The sequence below is a fragment of the Aestuariimicrobium soli genome (genome assembly GCF_051192575.1).
GTDB lineage: Bacteria > Actinomycetota > Actinomycetes > Propionibacteriales > Propionibacteriaceae > Aestuariimicrobium > Aestuariimicrobium soli.
Genome location: NZ_JBPJSQ010000008.1, coordinates 1 through 14,855, shown reverse-complemented (window position 1 = coordinate 14,855; position 14,855 = coordinate 1). Strand labels below are relative to the sequence as shown.

General features: G+C 68.5%; 14 protein-coding genes. 7 read left to right on the top strand and 7 right to left on the bottom strand.

Annotated features, from left to right (window positions below; genetic code table 11):
* Positions 1 to 90: 90 nt before the first annotated feature.
* Positions 91 to 1,380, bottom strand: coding sequence for an O-acetylhomoserine aminocarboxypropyltransferase/cysteine synthase family protein (locus ACSDQ9_RS10830; protein ID WP_435146890.1), 1,290 nt, complete (start codon positions 1,378 to 1,380; stop codon positions 91 to 93).
* Between the two features lie 166 nt (positions 1,381 to 1,546).
* On the opposite strand from ACSDQ9_RS10830, the gene ACSDQ9_RS10825 reads away from it, so the two are divergent.
* On the top strand, positions 1,547 to 2,260 hold the full coding sequence (locus ACSDQ9_RS10825) for a prepilin peptidase (RefSeq protein WP_435146887.1): 714 nt from the start codon (positions 1,547 to 1,549) through the stop codon (positions 2,258 to 2,260).
* Here ACSDQ9_RS10825 and trpD read toward each other — a convergent pair.
* Genes trpD through ACSDQ9_RS10810 form a run of 3 tightly spaced genes read right to left on the bottom strand, consistent with a single transcriptional unit; the run spans position 2,250 to position 4,867 of the window.
* A complete protein-coding gene (gene trpD / locus ACSDQ9_RS10820; protein WP_435146885.1) occupies positions 2,250 to 3,338 on the bottom strand; it encodes an anthranilate phosphoribosyltransferase in 1,089 nt (362 codons plus the stop codon). The genes ACSDQ9_RS10825 and trpD overlap by 11 nt on opposite strands.
* Positions 3,338 to 3,763, bottom strand: coding sequence for a DNA-binding transcriptional response regulator (locus ACSDQ9_RS10815; RefSeq protein WP_435146882.1), 426 nt, complete (start codon positions 3,761 to 3,763; stop codon positions 3,338 to 3,340). The genes trpD and ACSDQ9_RS10815 overlap by 1 nt, the downstream gene beginning before the upstream one ends.
* Before the next feature lie 12 nt (positions 3,764 to 3,775).
* Positions 3,776 to 4,867, bottom strand: a complete 1,092-nt coding sequence (locus ACSDQ9_RS10810) for a cytochrome c oxidase assembly protein (protein WP_435146880.1) — start codon at positions 4,865 to 4,867, stop codon at positions 3,776 to 3,778.
* 230 nt (positions 4,868 to 5,097) lie between these two features.
* On the opposite strand from ACSDQ9_RS10810, the gene ctaE reads away from it, so the two are divergent.
* The 6 genes from ctaE (at position 5,098) to ACSDQ9_RS10780 (ending at position 11,593) form a co-directional block, all read left to right on the top strand.
* Positions 5,098 to 5,793, top strand: coding sequence for an aa3-type cytochrome oxidase subunit III (gene ctaE / locus ACSDQ9_RS10805; protein WP_435146878.1), 696 nt, complete (start codon positions 5,098 to 5,100; stop codon positions 5,791 to 5,793).
* 47 nt (positions 5,794 to 5,840) lie between these two features.
* Complete coding sequence (gene qcrC / locus ACSDQ9_RS10800) at positions 5,841 to 6,644, top strand: cytochrome bc1 complex diheme cytochrome c subunit (protein ID WP_435146877.1); 804 nt, start codon at positions 5,841 to 5,843, stop codon at positions 6,642 to 6,644.
* On the top strand, positions 6,611 to 7,735 hold the full coding sequence (gene qcrA, locus ACSDQ9_RS10795) for a cytochrome bc1 complex Rieske iron-sulfur subunit (RefSeq protein WP_435146875.1): 1,125 nt from the start codon (positions 6,611 to 6,613) through the stop codon (positions 7,733 to 7,735). Before qcrC ends, qcrA begins: the two co-directional genes overlap by 34 nt.
* A gap of 71 nt (positions 7,736 to 7,806) precedes the next feature.
* Positions 7,807 to 9,483, top strand: coding sequence for a cytochrome bc1 complex cytochrome b subunit (gene qcrB, locus ACSDQ9_RS10790; protein WP_435146893.1), 1,677 nt, complete (start codon positions 7,807 to 7,809; stop codon positions 9,481 to 9,483).
* Between the two features lie 93 nt (positions 9,484 to 9,576).
* Positions 9,577 to 11,043, top strand: coding sequence for a GuaB1 family IMP dehydrogenase-related protein (locus ACSDQ9_RS10785; RefSeq protein ID WP_435146873.1), 1,467 nt, complete (start codon positions 9,577 to 9,579; stop codon positions 11,041 to 11,043).
* Between the two features lie 28 nt (positions 11,044 to 11,071).
* The gene (locus tag ACSDQ9_RS10780) at positions 11,072 to 11,593 is read left to right on the top strand and encodes an NUDIX domain-containing protein (RefSeq protein ID WP_435146871.1); all 522 of its coding nucleotides are present in this window, start codon (positions 11,072 to 11,074) and stop codon (positions 11,591 to 11,593) included.
* A 114-nt stretch (positions 11,594 to 11,707) separates the two neighbouring features.
* Here the strand turns inward: ACSDQ9_RS10780 and ACSDQ9_RS10775 are convergent, their stop codons facing one another.
* The 3 genes from ACSDQ9_RS10775 to ctaC are packed head-to-tail and all read right to left on the bottom strand — an operon-like array spanning position 11,708 to position 14,711.
* A complete protein-coding gene (locus tag ACSDQ9_RS10775; RefSeq protein ID WP_435146869.1) occupies positions 11,708 to 12,145 on the bottom strand; it encodes a cytochrome c oxidase subunit 4 in 438 nt (145 codons plus the stop codon).
* The gene (gene ctaD, locus ACSDQ9_RS10770) at positions 12,142 to 13,872 is read right to left on the bottom strand and encodes an aa3-type cytochrome oxidase subunit I (protein WP_435146867.1); all 1,731 of its coding nucleotides are present in this window, start codon (positions 13,870 to 13,872) and stop codon (positions 12,142 to 12,144) included. Before ctaD ends, ACSDQ9_RS10775 begins: the two co-directional genes overlap by 4 nt.
* On the bottom strand, positions 13,869 to 14,711 hold the full coding sequence (gene ctaC / locus ACSDQ9_RS10765; RefSeq protein ID WP_435146891.1) for an aa3-type cytochrome oxidase subunit II: 843 nt from the start codon (positions 14,709 to 14,711) through the stop codon (positions 13,869 to 13,871). The genes ctaD and ctaC overlap by 4 nt, the downstream gene beginning before the upstream one ends.
* Positions 14,712 to 14,855 lie beyond the last annotated feature (144 nt).

The following is a 14,855-nucleotide window of genomic DNA, read 5'->3' as shown; positions in this document are numbered from 1 at the left end:
AGTCCACAACCCCCAACTCTCCTTCTTCTGTCCCCCCCCCGTGACCCCCCCCCCCGGGCCGTTGTCATGTCCGCGCTGGCGCTGGCGCCCTCAGGCCTTGGCCAGGGCCTGCTCCAGATCGGCGATCAGGTCGTCGATGTGCTCGATACCCACCGACAACCGCACCATCTCGGGACGCACGCCGGCCGCGACCAGTTCGTCCTCGGTCAACTGCGAGTGCGTGGTGCTGGCGTTGTGGATCGCCAGCGACTTCGCATCGCCGATGTTGGCGAGGTGGCTGAACAACTGCAGGCTCTCGATGAAGGTGCCGCCAGCCTCTCGTCCGCCCTTGAGGCCGAACGCGACCAGCCCGCCGAAACCGCCGTCGAGAATGCGCTGGGCGACCTCGTGCGACGGGTCGCCGGGCAGACCCGGGTAGTTGACCCAGGCCACCGCCGGGTGCTGGCTGAGGTACTCGGCCACCGCGAGCGCGTTGGACGAGTGCCGCTCCATGCGCAGGTGCAGGGTCTCGAGTCCCTGCAGCATCAGCCAGGCGTTCAGCGGGGCGATGGCGGCGCCGGTGTTGCGCAGCAGCACCGTGCGGGCACGGATGATGAACGCGGCCGGCCCGGCCGCATCGGTCCACACCACCCCGTGGTAGGCGCCGTCGGGCCCGGTCAGCGACGCGAAACGCTCCGCGTGGGCGGCCCAGTCGAACTTCCCCGAGTCGACGATGATGCCGCCCATGCTGGTGCCGTGCCCACCCATGTACTTGGTGGCGGCATGCACGACGATGTCGACACCGTGGTCGAAGGCGCGGGTCAGGATGGGGGTGGGCACCGTGTTGTCGACCACGAACGGCAGTCCGGCCTCGTGGGCGGCCGCCGACCAGGCATCGAGGTCGACCACGTTGATGTTGGGGTTGCCGACGGTCTCACCGAAGACGAGCTTGGTGCGGTCGTCGACGTGCGCCGCAAGGTCCTCGGGCTTGTTCGGGTCGACGAACCGAGTCTGGATGCCGAACTGCGGCAGGGTGTGGGCGAACAGCGCGTAGGTGCCGCCGTAGAGCGTCGACAGAGCCACGATGTTGTCACCCTCGCCGGCGAGGGTGAGCACCGCATAGGTGATCGCTGCCGCTCCCGACGCGGTGGCGAGGGCGCCGACACCACCCTCGAGGGCGTTGACCCGCTCCTCGAAGACGTTCTGGGTGGGGTTCATGATGCGGGTGTAGATGTTGCCGGAGGCGCGCAGGGCGAACAGGTCGGCCGCGTGCTCGGTGGAGTCGAAGACGTAGCTGGTGGTCTGGTAGATGGGCACGGCCCGCGCGTTGGTGGCCGGGTCGGCCTGCTCCTGACCTGCGTGGACGGCCAGCGTGGCGGGATGGCGAGGAGTATCGGTCATGGCTGACATTGCAGTGCACGCCGGCCGCTCCCGGAAGGGGTCTCACCTGTCGGCGAGACCGATTCCGCTGCAGGCATGACGACGGGCGCCCTCACCCCCGGGCGCCCTCACCCCCGGGCCCCAGCCCCCCTGCACTTGGCCCCCCTGCACTGGGTAGGGTGCCAGCGTGATCGCCGCCGGATACGCCTCGCTCGTGGGGGCGCTGGCCTGCCCCGCCGTCGCCGCGTTGCTGTGGTCACGGCTGTCACGCCTGACGGAGCCCATCGACGATGACCAGTCCGGCGACCTCGTTCCCGGCCAGTCCCCCGCCTGGGTCAAGCCGACCTACGCCGACGTGGCCTCGCGCCGCGACTGGCTGGTGGCCACCCTGCTGGTCGCCGCCGCCCTGGGTGCGTGGGCGGGAACGGCGGACGACCCCTGGCCCTGGTTCGCCTGGGCCTCCGCCGGGCTGGTGCTGGTGGTCGTCGACCTCGCCACCACCTACCTGCCCGTGCGCCTGCACTGGTGGGCGGCCGCCCTCACCCTGGTCGGGGTGGCCGCGGCCCTCGTCCGCCAACCGAGTTGGGCCCTGCTGGGCAGCACCGTCGGCGGCGCCGCGGTCGCCGCCGGGTTCTTCTGGTTGGTCTGGCGGTTCAGCGGCCAGTTCGGCTTCGGTGACGTGCGCCTGGCCGCACCCCTGGGAGCCCTCGCGGGGCTGCTCGGCTGGCCGGGCTGGTTCGCGGCGCTGCTGGCGGGCACGGCGCTGGGGGCGGTGCACGGTCTGGTGGTCACCGCATGGCGACGCCGTCACCCGTCGGGGTTGGGCACGGCCTTTCCCTACGGCCCGGCCTTGTGGTGCGGGCCGTGGGTAGCCCTGCTGGTCTCCCAGCTCAGCCGCTGACGGCCTGACTGCGCTCCACCCACCGGTCGAGCAACCGCGCGCAGGCGCCAGAGTCGAGGGCGGCGGAGGCCTCGTCCACCCTCACCCGCAACTGCTCGACCAGGGGCACGTCGAGGTCGGGGCCGTGGAAGGCCAGCAGCGCGGCCGCGGCATTCAGCGTGACGATGTCGCGCACCGGACCGGTCGCGCCCGCGAACAGGTCACGGACGACCTGGGCGTTGTGGGCGGGCGGCCCGCCGACCAGATCGGCCGGCACCGCCGGTTGAAGACCCAGCTCGGTCGGGTCGAGCGTGGTCTCGACGACCCGCCCGTCGCGGAACAGCCAGACGGTCGAGGTGGTGGTGGTGGTCAGCTCGTCCAGTCCGTCTCCACCGTGGAAGACCATCCCGCGGCCGCCGCGGCCCGCGAGCACGCCCGCCATCAGCGGAGCCATGCGGGCGTTGGCCACGCCCACGGCCTGCGCCAACGGACGAGCCGGGTTGGCCAACGGGCCGAGGAAATTGAAGAAGGTCTGAATGCCGAGTTCCTTGCGGGCCGGCGCGGCGAACCGCAGCGCCTGGTGGAACTTCGCCGCGAACAGGAAGGTGATGCCCAGGTCGGCGAGCAGGGCCGCGTGGGCCTCGACCGGCACGTCGAGCGAGACGCCCAGGGCCTCCAGACAGTCGGCGGTGCCGGTCTGGGAACTGGCCGCCCGGTTGCCGTGCTTGACCACGCGGGCACCCGCAGCGGCCGCCACCATCGACGCCATCGTCGAGATGTTGACGGTGTTGGCGCGATCGCCCCCCGACCCGACGACGTCGACGGCCTCACGGTCGAGCTCGATCTGCGCGGCCTTGTCGAGCATGGCATCGGCCAGTCCGGCGACCTCGGTGATGGTCTCGCCCTTGGCGCGCATCGCGACGGCGAAGCCGGCGATCTGCACGGGCGTCGAGTCACCCGAGAGCACCTGATTCATGGCCCAGGTGGCCGCCGCCTGGTCGAGGTCTCGTCCGTTCACCAGCGCCGTCAACACGTCGGGCCACGTGTGCGGCAGCGCGTCGACCGCGGACGAACCGGCCGGTGCGGCCGACGCCGACATCAGTGCGTGACCTCGAGGCCGGCGCGGTGCCGGCGGACGAGGTCGGCGGCCGCCTGGGGCAGCCGGATCGGGTCGACGGGGTGAGCCTGGATGGCGTCGGCACGCGACCACGTGGCGAGCCAGGCGTCGGCGACCCGCTGCACCAGCAGCAGCACCGGCGGGCAGTTCGGCACCTCGTCCTTGATCTGGTAGGCCAGCCCCATGCCGCCGTGGGGCACGGCCTCGCCGTCGAAGATCAGCAGGTCGTAGTGGGTGTTGTCGATCGTCCGCAGGGCCGCGGGCGCGGTGGCCACGTCGAAGACCTCGAGCTCGGGCAGGTCGGCGGCCAGTCGGCGCCCCAGCGCGAGGCGAATCTGGTCGCGGACGGTCCGGTCGTCGGAGTAGACCAGAACCTTGAGCGTGTCGGGCGTCGACTCAGTTGACATCCATCGTCCTGTTCAGTGCGCAGCGTCGCTGCTCGGCTGGGGATTGGAGGGGACGGACCCCTCGCCTGCATCGTAGCGCTGATGCCGCCGCTCGCCAGTCGGCCCATCGTCACCGAGCGGCGGTCCAGTCTGTCCGGCTCCATTCTGTTGAGATCCACTCTGTTCAGATCCACTGGCGGCGCGACTGGCCGCAGCCGCCGCCAGCGCCTCCTCACGATCCAGGGCCCGATCGAGGCGCCGGGCCTCGCGTTGGGAGTCGCGGAACCACGACAGGGCCAGGGCCGACATCACCGAGATCATCGTGAGATCGCCGGTCGCCCACAGGATGGCCCCGGCCCAGTACTGGTCGTCCATCGGGCTCAGCCCCCAGTCCCGCTCGAACGCCAGGTACCAGTCCTCGGCGATCAGCCGGGTGGCGCCCATGATGGTCACCCCGATGAAGGCGTGACCGGGCATCTGCAGGAAGACCAGCAACAGCCGCAGGGGGTGCGGCAGCTTGTTGGGCAGCGGGTCGACGCCCAGGATCGGCACGAAGAAGGCCACACCGATCCAGATCATCCAGGTGTGCAGCAGGTCGTGGGCCCAGTCCTGCCGCAGCGTGATGTCGTACAACCCGCTCATGTAGAGCGCGAACGGGTACCCCACCATCGCGAGGGTGTTGAGCGGCGGGAAGAGCAGCAGCCTGGCCACCCAGGAGTGCAGCACCGCCAACAACCACCGACGCGGACGAGGCGGGAGCGTGCGCAGGGCCAGCGTCACGGGCGCCGCCTGCGCCATGTTCACCCCCGCGAACATGGTCAGGATCATGTGCTGCACCATGTGCACCCAGAACAGCACCGTGTCATAGACGCCGAGGAAGCCCATCGTGGCGAACGCCAACCAGGCCATCGCGATCAGCCACGAGACGGTGCGCAGCACCGGCCACCGGTCTCCGCGTCGGCGCAGTTTCACCACGCCCGCCAGATAGAGCGTGAACGCGGCGACGATCAGGAGCCCCCCGACCCAGTTCCAGCGCCAGGCCGTCACGTACCGCCACCCGCGCAGGGGGGCGATCGCGTCGTCCGGGTTGGCATGCAGGGGAACGAGCGCCACCAACGATTCCATGGCTTCAGTCTTCCACCGGTCGCCGCCCGGGCCTCAACCGGCCCGTCGCGGGGGTGTCCGCGCGGCCCACCTGCATCACCGGGGCGCCCGTGAACCTGCACGTCAGGTCGAGGATCACGCGCCGGATCACCCTCTCCGAGCACAACCCGGGTCCACACCCTCGAAGGAAACATGACCAAACGGCGGTTTGCGGCAATAATGAGCCCGTGGCCACTACCCAGCATGACGTGATGACGCAGAACCAGGGTTCGGTGGCGATCCCACACGGTGCCGTGCACCCGATCGCCCCCGCCCGCCTGAACAAGCCCGTGGGACGTCCCGAGACGGTGCCGTTGGGCACGTGGATCTGGCTGGCCAGCGACCTGATGTTCTTCGCGGCCCTGTTCGCCGCGTACTTCATGATTCGCGAGACCACCACGGGTATGGCGGCCTCCGGTCAGCCCACGCTGTGGGAGACGCAGAGCCACCACCTCGACTTCCCGTTCGCGGCCGTCAACACGATGATCCTGGTGCTGTCGTCGGTCACCTGCCAGATCGGGGTGCACGCCGCCGAGCACGGCAAGGTCAAGCGCTCGGGCAGCCTGTTCAACCCGCTGAAGTGGGGCATGCGCGAGTGGTACATCCTCACCTTCATCATGGGCGCGATCTTCGTGTCGGGTCAGGTCACCGAGTACGCCACGCTGATCAGCGAGGGCTACACCATCTCGTCGAACGTGTACTTCTCGGCCTTCTTCCTGGCCACCGGCTTCCACGGCCTGCACGTGGTCGGCGGCCTGATCGCCTTCCTGTTCTGCCTCGGACGCACCTACCTGGCGCGTCGCTTCACCCGCGAGCAGGCGGTGACGGCGATGGCCGTCTCGTACTACTGGCACTTCGTCGACGTGGTCTGGATCATCCTGTTCACGGTGATCTACATCCTCAAGTGACGCCCCTCATCCACCCGCACCCGACAGTCGATAGGTAAGGACTCATCGTGGGATTTCTGTCCAAGCGTCGCCGGCACAAGGCGGCCAAGCCGCTGGCCATCGTGTTGGCGCTCTTCCTGATGGGTGCGCTGTACTCGCTCGTCTCCCCCGCCACCCAGTCGCGCGCCGAGACGGCCACGCCCGAGCAGATCGCCCGCGGCCAGGAGCTGTTCCAGCAGACCTGCTCGTCGTGCCACGGCCTGAACGGTGAGGGCACCGTCGAGGCGCCCACCCTGCGCGGCGTCGGCGCCGCCTCGGTCGACTTCCAGATGGGCACCGGCCGCATGCCGATGGCTCGTCCGGAAGCCCAGGCGCCGGCCAAGCACACCAACTACACCGATGAGGAGATCTCGGCGATCGCCGCCTACGTGGCGACGCTCGGCGAGGGTCCGGCCATTCCCACGGCCGACCAGTACTCCGGTGAGGGGCTGACAGCCGAGGAACTGGCCCGCGGTGGCGAGCTGTTCAAGACCAACTGCTCGGCCTGCCACAACTTCGAGGGCTCGGGCGGCGCGCTGCCCAACGGCAAGTACGCCCCCTCGCTGAAGAACACCTCCGACAAGCACATCTACGAGGCCCTGCGCACCGGACCGCAGCAGATGCCCGTCTTCGGCAAGGGCACGCTGAAGGATGAGGACGTCAAGGAGATCATCGGCTACCTCAACACCCTGCACGCCCAGGAGGACAACGGTGGTCTCGCGCTCGGCGGCCTCGGCCCCGTCGGTGAGGGCTTCTGGGGCTGGGTGATCGGCCTGGGTGGCTGCGTCTTCGTCGCCCTGTGGCTGGCCAAGCGGGGGGCGCGCGCACGATGAGCCACGACGAGTTGAAGAAGGACGAGTTGAACACCACGCACGGCACCGAGTTGGCGGTCACGGACGAGTACCCGGTCGCCGACCCCGGTCTGCCCCACGAGGGCCCCCGCTACACCGACGCCGACGAGTCGGCCGGCAACCGGGCCTACGTGCAGGTGCTGGGCCTGCTGGCGCTGGTGCCGGTGCTGGCCATCGCGTTCGTGGTCTGCTACTTCGCGATCCCGAAGGACTGGATCTTCGACTTCGGGCCGTTGCACTCCAACGCGCTGCACCTGGCGCTCGGTCTGACCGGCGGTCTCGCGGTGCTGCTGATCGGGCTGGCCTGCATCCACTGGGCCAAGCAGCTGATGAACGACACCGAGATGGTCGAGGAGCGTCACGCCTCGGCCTCCCCCGCAGCCGACATCGAAGAGGTCGGCCAGCAGTGGGAGGACGGCGTCTCCGACACCGGCCTGGGCCGCCGCAAGCTGATCGGCGGAGCGCTCGCCGGAGCCGTCGGCAGCATCCTGGTGCCCGTCGTGGTGATGTTTGCCGACATGGGCCCCCACCCGGGCCCCGGGCTGCGTCGCGCCACCATCGAGAAGACCATCTGGGCCGAGGGCGTCAAGCTCGTCAACGACGTCACCTTCGAACCCATCAAGGCCGCTGAGATGGAGATCGGGTCGCTGGTGAACGCCGAGCCCGAGAACCTCCAGGAGCACCACGGTGCCGACCTCATGCGCGAGAAGGCCAAGTCGCCGATCGTGATCGTGCGCATGGAGCCCGACCGCATCAAGATTCCCGAGTCGCGCAAGGACTGGCACGTCGCCGGCATCCTCGCCTACTCCAAGATCTGCACCCACGTCGGCTGCCCGATCTCCCTGTGGGAGCGGACGACCCACCACCTGCTGTGCCCCTGCCACCAGTCGACCTTCGACCTCGGTGACTCCGGCGTGGTGGTGTTCGGTCCCGCCGCCCGCGCGCTGCCGCAGCTGCCCATCGCCGTGGACGGTGAGGGCTACCTGGTGGCCAAGTCGGACTTCACCGTTCCGGTCGGTCCGTCGTACTTCGAGCGCGACTCGCGCCACGACTACAAGAAGGGCGACAACTGATGGCCACCCGTGCTGGAGTGAAGGACCACTCCGAGGCCACTGAGGTCAGGACTCCCGCCAAGCCGCATTCGATGAAGGCGGTCGCCGGACCGCTGAAGTGGGCGGACGACCGCCTCGGCCTCGCCACCGCCGGCAAGTCCGGACTGCGCAAGGTCTTCCCCGACCACTGGTCGTTCCTGCTGGGCGAGGTCGCGCTGTACTCGTTCATCGTCCTGCTGCTGACCGGCGTCTTCCTCACCATCTGGTTCAAGCCCTCCATGGGCGAGATCGAGTACGAGGGTTCGTACCAGTTGCTCAAGGGCATCCAGATGTCGGAGGCCTTCGCCTCGACGCTGGACATCTCCTTCGACATCCGCGGCGGCCTGCTGGTGCGCCAGATCCACCACTGGGCGGCCATCCTGTTCGTGGCGGCGATGATGGCGCACATGCTGCGCGTCTTCTTCACCGGCGCGTTCCGCAAGCCCCGTGAGATCAACTGGCTGATGGGCGTCGGCCTGTTCGCACTGGCCACCATCGAGGGCTTCGCCGGTTACTCCCTGCCCGACGACCTGCTCTCGGGCACGGGCCTGCGCTTCGTCGACGGTCTGATCCGCTCGATCCCCCTGATCGGCACGTGGGCGGAGTTCTTCGTCTTCGGTGGCGAGTTCCCGGGCACGCTGGTGATCCCGCGCCTCTACATGGTGCACATCCTGCTCGTGCCGGCCATTCTGCTGGGCCTGATCGCCGGCCACATCGGCCTGGTCGTCTACCACAAGCACACCCAGTACCCCGGCCCCGGTCGCACCGAGAAGAACGTGGTCGGCTACCCCATGTTCCCGATCTACGCCGCGAAGGCGGGCGGCTTCTTCTTCGTCGTCTTCGGCATCCTGATGCTGATGGGCGGCTTCATGCAGATCAACCCGGTCTGGAAGTTCGGCCCCTACAACCCGACGCAGGTGACCGCCGGTTCGCAGCCCGACTGGTACATGGGCTGGGTCGAGGGTGCCGTGCGCATCATGCCGAACTGGGAGTCGCACATCGGCCCGACCACGTGGTCGTGGAACATCTTCCTGCCCGGTGTCGGCCTGATGGGTCTGCTGTTCACCGTGCTGGGGGTCTGGCCGTTCGTCGAGCGGTGGATCACCGGGGACGATCGTGACCACCACATTCTCGACCGCCCGCGCAACGCGCCCACACGCACCGCGCTCGGCGTCGCCGGCATGACCTGCTACGCGATGTTCTGGCTGGCCGGTGGCAACGACATCATCGCCACCCACTTCCACGTCAGCCTGAACTCGGTGACGTACTTCATGCGGGTCGCCGTGTTCGTCGCCCCGGTGATCGCGTTCATCATCACCAAGCGCATCTGCCTGGCGCTGCAGCGCAGTGACCGCGAACGACTGCTGCACGGTTCCGAGACCGGCATCATCGAGCGCGCCGCCGACGGCAACTACTCCGAGCCCCACGTGGCCATCACCACCGACGAGGCCTACACCCTCACCCAGCACCACCTGCTGGAGCCGGTGGAGCAGTCGGAGGGGCTCGACGCCAACGGTGTGCCCGACAAGTCGCTCAAGGTGTCGGGGACGCGTGCGGCCCTGTCGCGCTGGTTCAGCGGGGCCAACCTCGCCAAGCCGACCCTGGCCGAGCTGGAGGCCGCGCACCACCACGGTGACGACGACCACGCCGCTGACTCCGGGACCGGCGAGGACGACGCCCACGGCGCGCTGGACGATGACCAGCCCAAGGAGCTGAGCTCGACCCACTGAGTCACACGATGTGCACCGCGAACGGCGGGCCCCGGTCGGGGGCCCGCCGTTCGTCGTTCGCGGGGATCACGACAGCGGCGCAACCGTGAGAGAATGAGGGACGTGCGTTTCCTGACTGAGCGACCCAGCTACGACCTGACCTACAACGACGTCTTCATGGCGCCCAACCGGTCCGAAGTCGGATCCCGCCTCAACGTCGACCTCACCTCGACCGACGGGCTCAGCACTCCCCTGCCCCTCGTGGTCGCCAACATGACCGCCATCTCGGGCCGGCGCATGGCCGAGACCATCGCCCGCCGTGGCGGCATCGCCGTGCTCCCCCAGGACATCCCGACCGACGTCGTCGGCAAGGCGATCGCCCGCGTGAAGGGCGCCCACAGCGTCTACGACACCGCCATCACCGTCTCGCCCGACACCACCGTCGGCGAGGCCATGGTGCTGCTGCACAAGCGCGCCCACGGTGTCGTCATCGTGGTCGAGGGTGGTCGTCCGATCGGACAGGTCTCCCCCGCCGAGGCCGACGGTGTCGACCGCTTCGCCCAGGTGCACGAGGTGATGACCACCGACCTCACGCTGGTCTCGCCCGAGACCAGCCCCGAGGACGTGTTCAACCAGCTCAAGGAGCAGCACCAGAAGGTCGCCCTGGCGGTTGACGACGACGGACGACTCGTCGGCCTGATGACCTCCCGCGGAGCCCTGCGTGCGGCCCTCTACACCCCGGCGCTCGACCCGAGCGGACACCTGATGATCGGCACCGCCGTCGGCATCAACGGTGACGTCGCCGGCCGCGCCCAGGCGCTGCTGGAGGCCGGCGCCGACGTGCTGGTGATGGACACCGCCCACGGTCACCAGGAGAAGATGATCGCCGCTCTGGGAGCCGTCCATGAGGTCCGCGAGGCGCATCTGGCCGCCACCGGTCGCCGTATTCCCATGGTGGCCGGCAACGTGGTCACCCGCGAGGGTGTGCGCGACCTCGTGCAGGTGGGCGCCGATGTCATCAAGGTGGGGGTCGGCCCCGGCGCCATGTGCACCACCCGCATGCAGACCGGGGTGGGTCGTCCGCAGTTCTCGGCCGTGCTCGAGTGCTCCGAGGCCGCCCGCGAGCTGGGCGCCGCGGTGTGGGCCGACGGCGGCGTGCGCCACCCGCGCGACGTCGCCCTCGCCCTGGCCGCAGGTGCCGGCTCGGTGATGATCGGGTCGTGGTTCGCCGGCACCCACGAGTCGACCGGTGACCTGCAGGTCGACCACCAGGGCCGCCGCTACAAGGAGTCGTTCGGCATGGCCTCGGCCCGCGCCGTGCGCCACCGCACCATGAACCAGTCCGCCTTCGAGCGGGCCCGCGCCTCGCTGTTCGAGGAGGGCATCAGCTCGTCCAAGATGTACCTCGACCCCGAGCGTCCCGGCGTCGAGGACCTCGTCGACTGGATCACCTCGGGGGTGCGATCGTCGTGCACCTACGCCGGTGCCGCCAACCTGACCGAGTTCGCCGAGAAGGCCGTGGTGGGGGTGCAGTCCTCGTCCGGTTACGACGAGGGACGACCGCTGCACGCGAGCTGGTGACCCCAGCCCGGGTGACGAAGGAGCCGACATGCCGATCCCCCCGTACCACGCCGCCCTGCGTGAGCACATCGGCACCGCACTGATCTGGGCGCCGGGTGTCTCGGTGCACATCCTGAGGGAACGCGGTGACCGCCTCGAGGTGCTGCTGCAGCGCCGCTCCGACGACGGCAGCTGGAACCCGATCTGCGGCTCGGTCGACCCCGGGGAGGACCCGGACGTGTGCGCCGTCCGGGAGGCCAGGGAGGAGACGGGCATCGACATCACCATCGACGCCCTGCTCGCCGTGCGGGCGCTCCCCCGCCACACCATCGCCGGCAACGGCCACCAGGTGCAGTACCTGGACCTCGCCTTCGTCGGACGACCCGTCGGCGACGGGGACGACGCCCACGTCGCCGACGAGGAGTCCCTCGAGATCGGCTGGTACCCGACGGACGAACTGCCGCCCATGCCCGACCGGCACGTCCGGACGTTGCGGTTGGCCGTCGACCAACGCCGGGGCACCCACCCCGGCGGCGTGGAGTTCGGCATGGGTGACCCGCGCCAGCTCTGACCAGTCCTGGGAACAGCCCCTCCCTGGGAATCGCACCCGGAACCGACGAAGCGTCCCACAGCTGAGTGGTGGGCCGCTTCGTCGTGCGCGGGTGAGCGCGTCGAATTGGTCGAATCAGTGGGCGTAGTCGCCGCGGTAGTACTCGAAGACGAGTCCGCTGGTGGCCCAGACTCCCACCCCGAAACCGATCAGCGAGATCCACCACCCGAACACCGGGCCGAGGAAGATCACCGTGATGGCCAGCGCACACCAGAACGGCCAGATGCTCTTGGGCGGGAAGAAGCCGAGGGTGCCTGCGCCCTGGACGATCTCGCCGTCGGGGTCGTCCTCGGGACGAGGCTTGCCGACCTCTCGTCCGACGATCGACAGGTAGACCACCAGGATCAGGTTCAGCACGGCCGACAGCGTCAGCGCCACGGTGCCGGCCACCTCGTGGGTGACGAAGTGGTAGGCGGGGGCCACGATCAGGAAGAAGATCAGCAGCGAGGCGAACACCCAGGTCTCGGCCGAGAGGGCCTTGCCGACCTTCGTGCGGGGCTTGGCGGTGCTCACTTCTTGTCCTCCACGAGTTCGTGACGGGTGGGTTCCTGGCCCTCGATCGCCTGGGCCACCACGGGCTTGTCGGCGACGCCCTCGGGCTCACCCGCCAGTTCGGGGTGGGCGAGGTCGAACGCCGGGTAGGGCGAACGGATGCGCGGCAGGCTGGTGAAGTTGTGCCGCGGCGGCGGGCAGGAGGTGGCCCACTCGAGCGAGCGACCCCAGCCCCACGGGTCGTTGACGGTGACCTTGGGTGCCTTGCGGGTGATCCACACGTTGATGAAGAACGGGATGAAGCTGACCCCGAGCAGGAAGGCACCGAAGGTGGAGATCTGGTTGAGGGTGGTGAAGCCCTCCCAGGCTCCGTAGTCGACGATGCGACGCTGCATGCCCTCGACGCCCAGCCAGTGCTGCACGAGGAAGGTGGTGTGGAATCCGACGAAGAGCAGCCAGAAGTGGATCTTGCCCCAGGTCTCGTCCAGCATGCGGCCGGTGATCTTGGGCCACCAGAAGTAGTAGCCGGCGAACATCGCGAACACCACGGTGCCGAACACGACGTAGTGGAAGTGCGCCACCACGAAGTAAGTGTCGGAGACGTTGAAGTCGAGCGGCGGGCTGGCCAGGATCACGCCGGTCACACCACCGAAGAGGAAGGTGGTCAGGAAGCCCAGGGCCCACAGCATCGGGGTGTCGAGGCTGATCGAGCCGCCCCACATGGTGCCGATCCAGTTGAAGAACTTCACGCCCGTGGGCACGGCGATCATGAAGGTCATGAAGCTGAAGAACGGCAGGCTGACCGCACCGGTGACGAACATGTGGTGCGCCCACACCGCGACCGACAGCATGCCGATCGACAAGGTGGCGAACACGAGGCCGACGTAGCCGAAGACCGGCTTGCGGCTGAACACCGGCAGCACCTCGGTGATGATGCCGAAGAACGGCAGCGCGATGATGTAGACCTCGGGGTGGCCGAAGAACCAGAACAGGTGCTGCCACAGGATCGGTCCACCGTTGGCGGCGTCGAAGATGTGGCTGCCGAGCACGCGGTCGGCGAGCAGCACCAGCAGACCGGCGGCCAGCACCGGGAACACCAGCAGCACCAGCATCGAGGTGATCAGGATGTTCCAGGTGAAGATGGGCATGCGGAACATGGTCATGCCCGGGGGCCGCATCGTGATGATGGTGGTGACGAAGTTGACGGCACCGAGGATCGAGCTCAGACCCAGCACGTAGAGGCCGACGATCCACAGGTCGCCGCCCACCCCGGGCGAGTTGATCGCATCCGACAGCGGCGCGTACGCGAACCAGCCGAACGACGCGGCACCCGACGGGCTGAGGAAGCCGGAGCAGGCGACCAGCGCACCGAACAGGTACAGCCAGTACGAGAACATGTTGAGTCGCGGGAAGGCGACGTCGGGAGCGCCCAGCTGCAGCGGCATGATGGCGTTGGCGAAGCCCGCGAACAGGGGCGTCGCGAACATCAGCAGCATGATCGTGCCGTGCATCGTGAACAGCTGGTTGAAGACCTCCTGGTGCATGAACTGGATGCCGGGAGCGGCGAGTTCCAGTCGGATGCCCAGGGCGAGCACACCACCGAAGGCGAAGAAGCACATGGTGGTGATGAAGTAGAGCTGACCGATCTTCTTGTGGTCGGTCGTGGTCATGTAGTCGAGAACCTTCGACCCCAGAGTGTGGGTGCGCGTCGAGACCTCTGCGGGGACGCTGCGCTCGGCGGTGGTCACTTGCCTTCCTCCTGCTTGGCCGGCTCGGACGGCAGTGCACTGGCCGACAGCGGCGGCTTGATCTCACCGGTGGCGCCGGCGGCCTTGAGCTTGTTCATCTCTTCGTTGTAGGTCTGCTCGTCGACCACCTTGACCTTGAAGATCATGTGGGCGTGGTAGGTGCCACACAGCTCCGCGCACTTGCCGTCGTACTCACCGATCTTGGTGGGGGTGACGTCGAAGGAGTTCGGGTGGCCCGGGATCACGTCGAGCTTGAAGTAGAAGGCCGGGATCCAGAAGGAGTGGATCACGTCGGCCGAGGCCAGGTTGAACCGGACGGTCTTGCCCTCCTGCAGGTACAGGGTGGGGATGTCCGACATCGTGCCCACCGTGTGCACCGGGGTGCCGACGGCCGGGTTGCCCTCCTCCATGTAGTTGAAGGTCCACGACCACTTCTGCCCGATCACGTTGATCGTCTTGTCGGGCTCGTTCACCTTGGCGAGCGTGTCGTTCTGCGCCCGCACGGTGAAGAAGAACAGCACGCCGATGATCAGGAACGGCACCAGCGTGTACAGCACCTCCATCGGCAGGTGGTACTTGGTCTGGCGGGGCACCTGGTTCTCACGGGTGCGGCGGAACCGGATGACGGCGTAGAAGATCAGCCCCCACACCAGGACGGCGATGACCAGTCCGGCGATCCAGAAACCGACCCACAGGTTGCCCATGTAGGGGGCTCGGTCAGAGGCGGGCGGAAGCAGGCCGAACCGGGCGGCCTGGCTTTGGGTCTCCTGGCTGCACCCTGCCAGGGCGAGCAGGGCACCAGCCCCGATCACGCCGGCGAGGCGCTGGGCGCTACGCATTCGGTTCACACCCGCACACTAACGCATCCGACCCCCCGCGGTCGCGCTCGACAGGGGGTCTGCTCAGGCAATGAGAACGCCGCGCCGACCAGCCCAAAAAAGGGGGGTGGGGGGGGGTCTGGGGGGGGTGGGAGAGAGGAACAA

What these genes read in the sequence shown, in the direction of transcription:
- ACSDQ9_RS10830 (WP_435146890.1), bottom strand. Translation starts at nt 1,380, where the DNA reads ATGACCGATACTCCTCGCCATCCCGCCACGCTGGCCGTCCACGCAGGT.
- trpD (WP_435146885.1), bottom strand. Translation starts at nt 3,338, where the DNA reads ATGTCGGCGTCGGCCGCACCGGCCGGTTCGTCCGCGGTCGACGCGCTG.
- ACSDQ9_RS10815 (WP_435146882.1), bottom strand. Translation starts at nt 3,763, where the DNA reads ATGTCAACTGAGTCGACGCCCGACACGCTCAAGGTTCTGGTCTACTCC.
- ACSDQ9_RS10810 (WP_435146880.1), bottom strand. Translation starts at nt 4,867, where the DNA reads ATGGAATCGTTGGTGGCGCTCGTTCCCCTGCATGCCAACCCGGACGAC.
- ctaE (WP_435146878.1), top strand. Translation starts at nt 5,098, where the DNA reads ATGACGCAGAACCAGGGTTCGGTGGCGATCCCACACGGTGCCGTGCAC.
- qcrB (WP_435146893.1), top strand. Translation starts at nt 7,807, where the DNA reads ATGAAGGCGGTCGCCGGACCGCTGAAGTGGGCGGACGACCGCCTCGGC.
- ACSDQ9_RS10785 (WP_435146873.1), top strand. Translation starts at nt 9,577, where the DNA reads ATGAGGGACGTGCGTTTCCTGACTGAGCGACCCAGCTACGACCTGACC.
- ACSDQ9_RS10780 (WP_435146871.1), top strand. Translation starts at nt 11,072, where the DNA reads ATGCCGATCCCCCCGTACCACGCCGCCCTGCGTGAGCACATCGGCACC.
- ctaC (WP_435146891.1), bottom strand. Translation starts at nt 14,711, where the DNA reads ATGCGTAGCGCCCAGCGCCTCGCCGGCGTGATCGGGGCTGGTGCCCTG.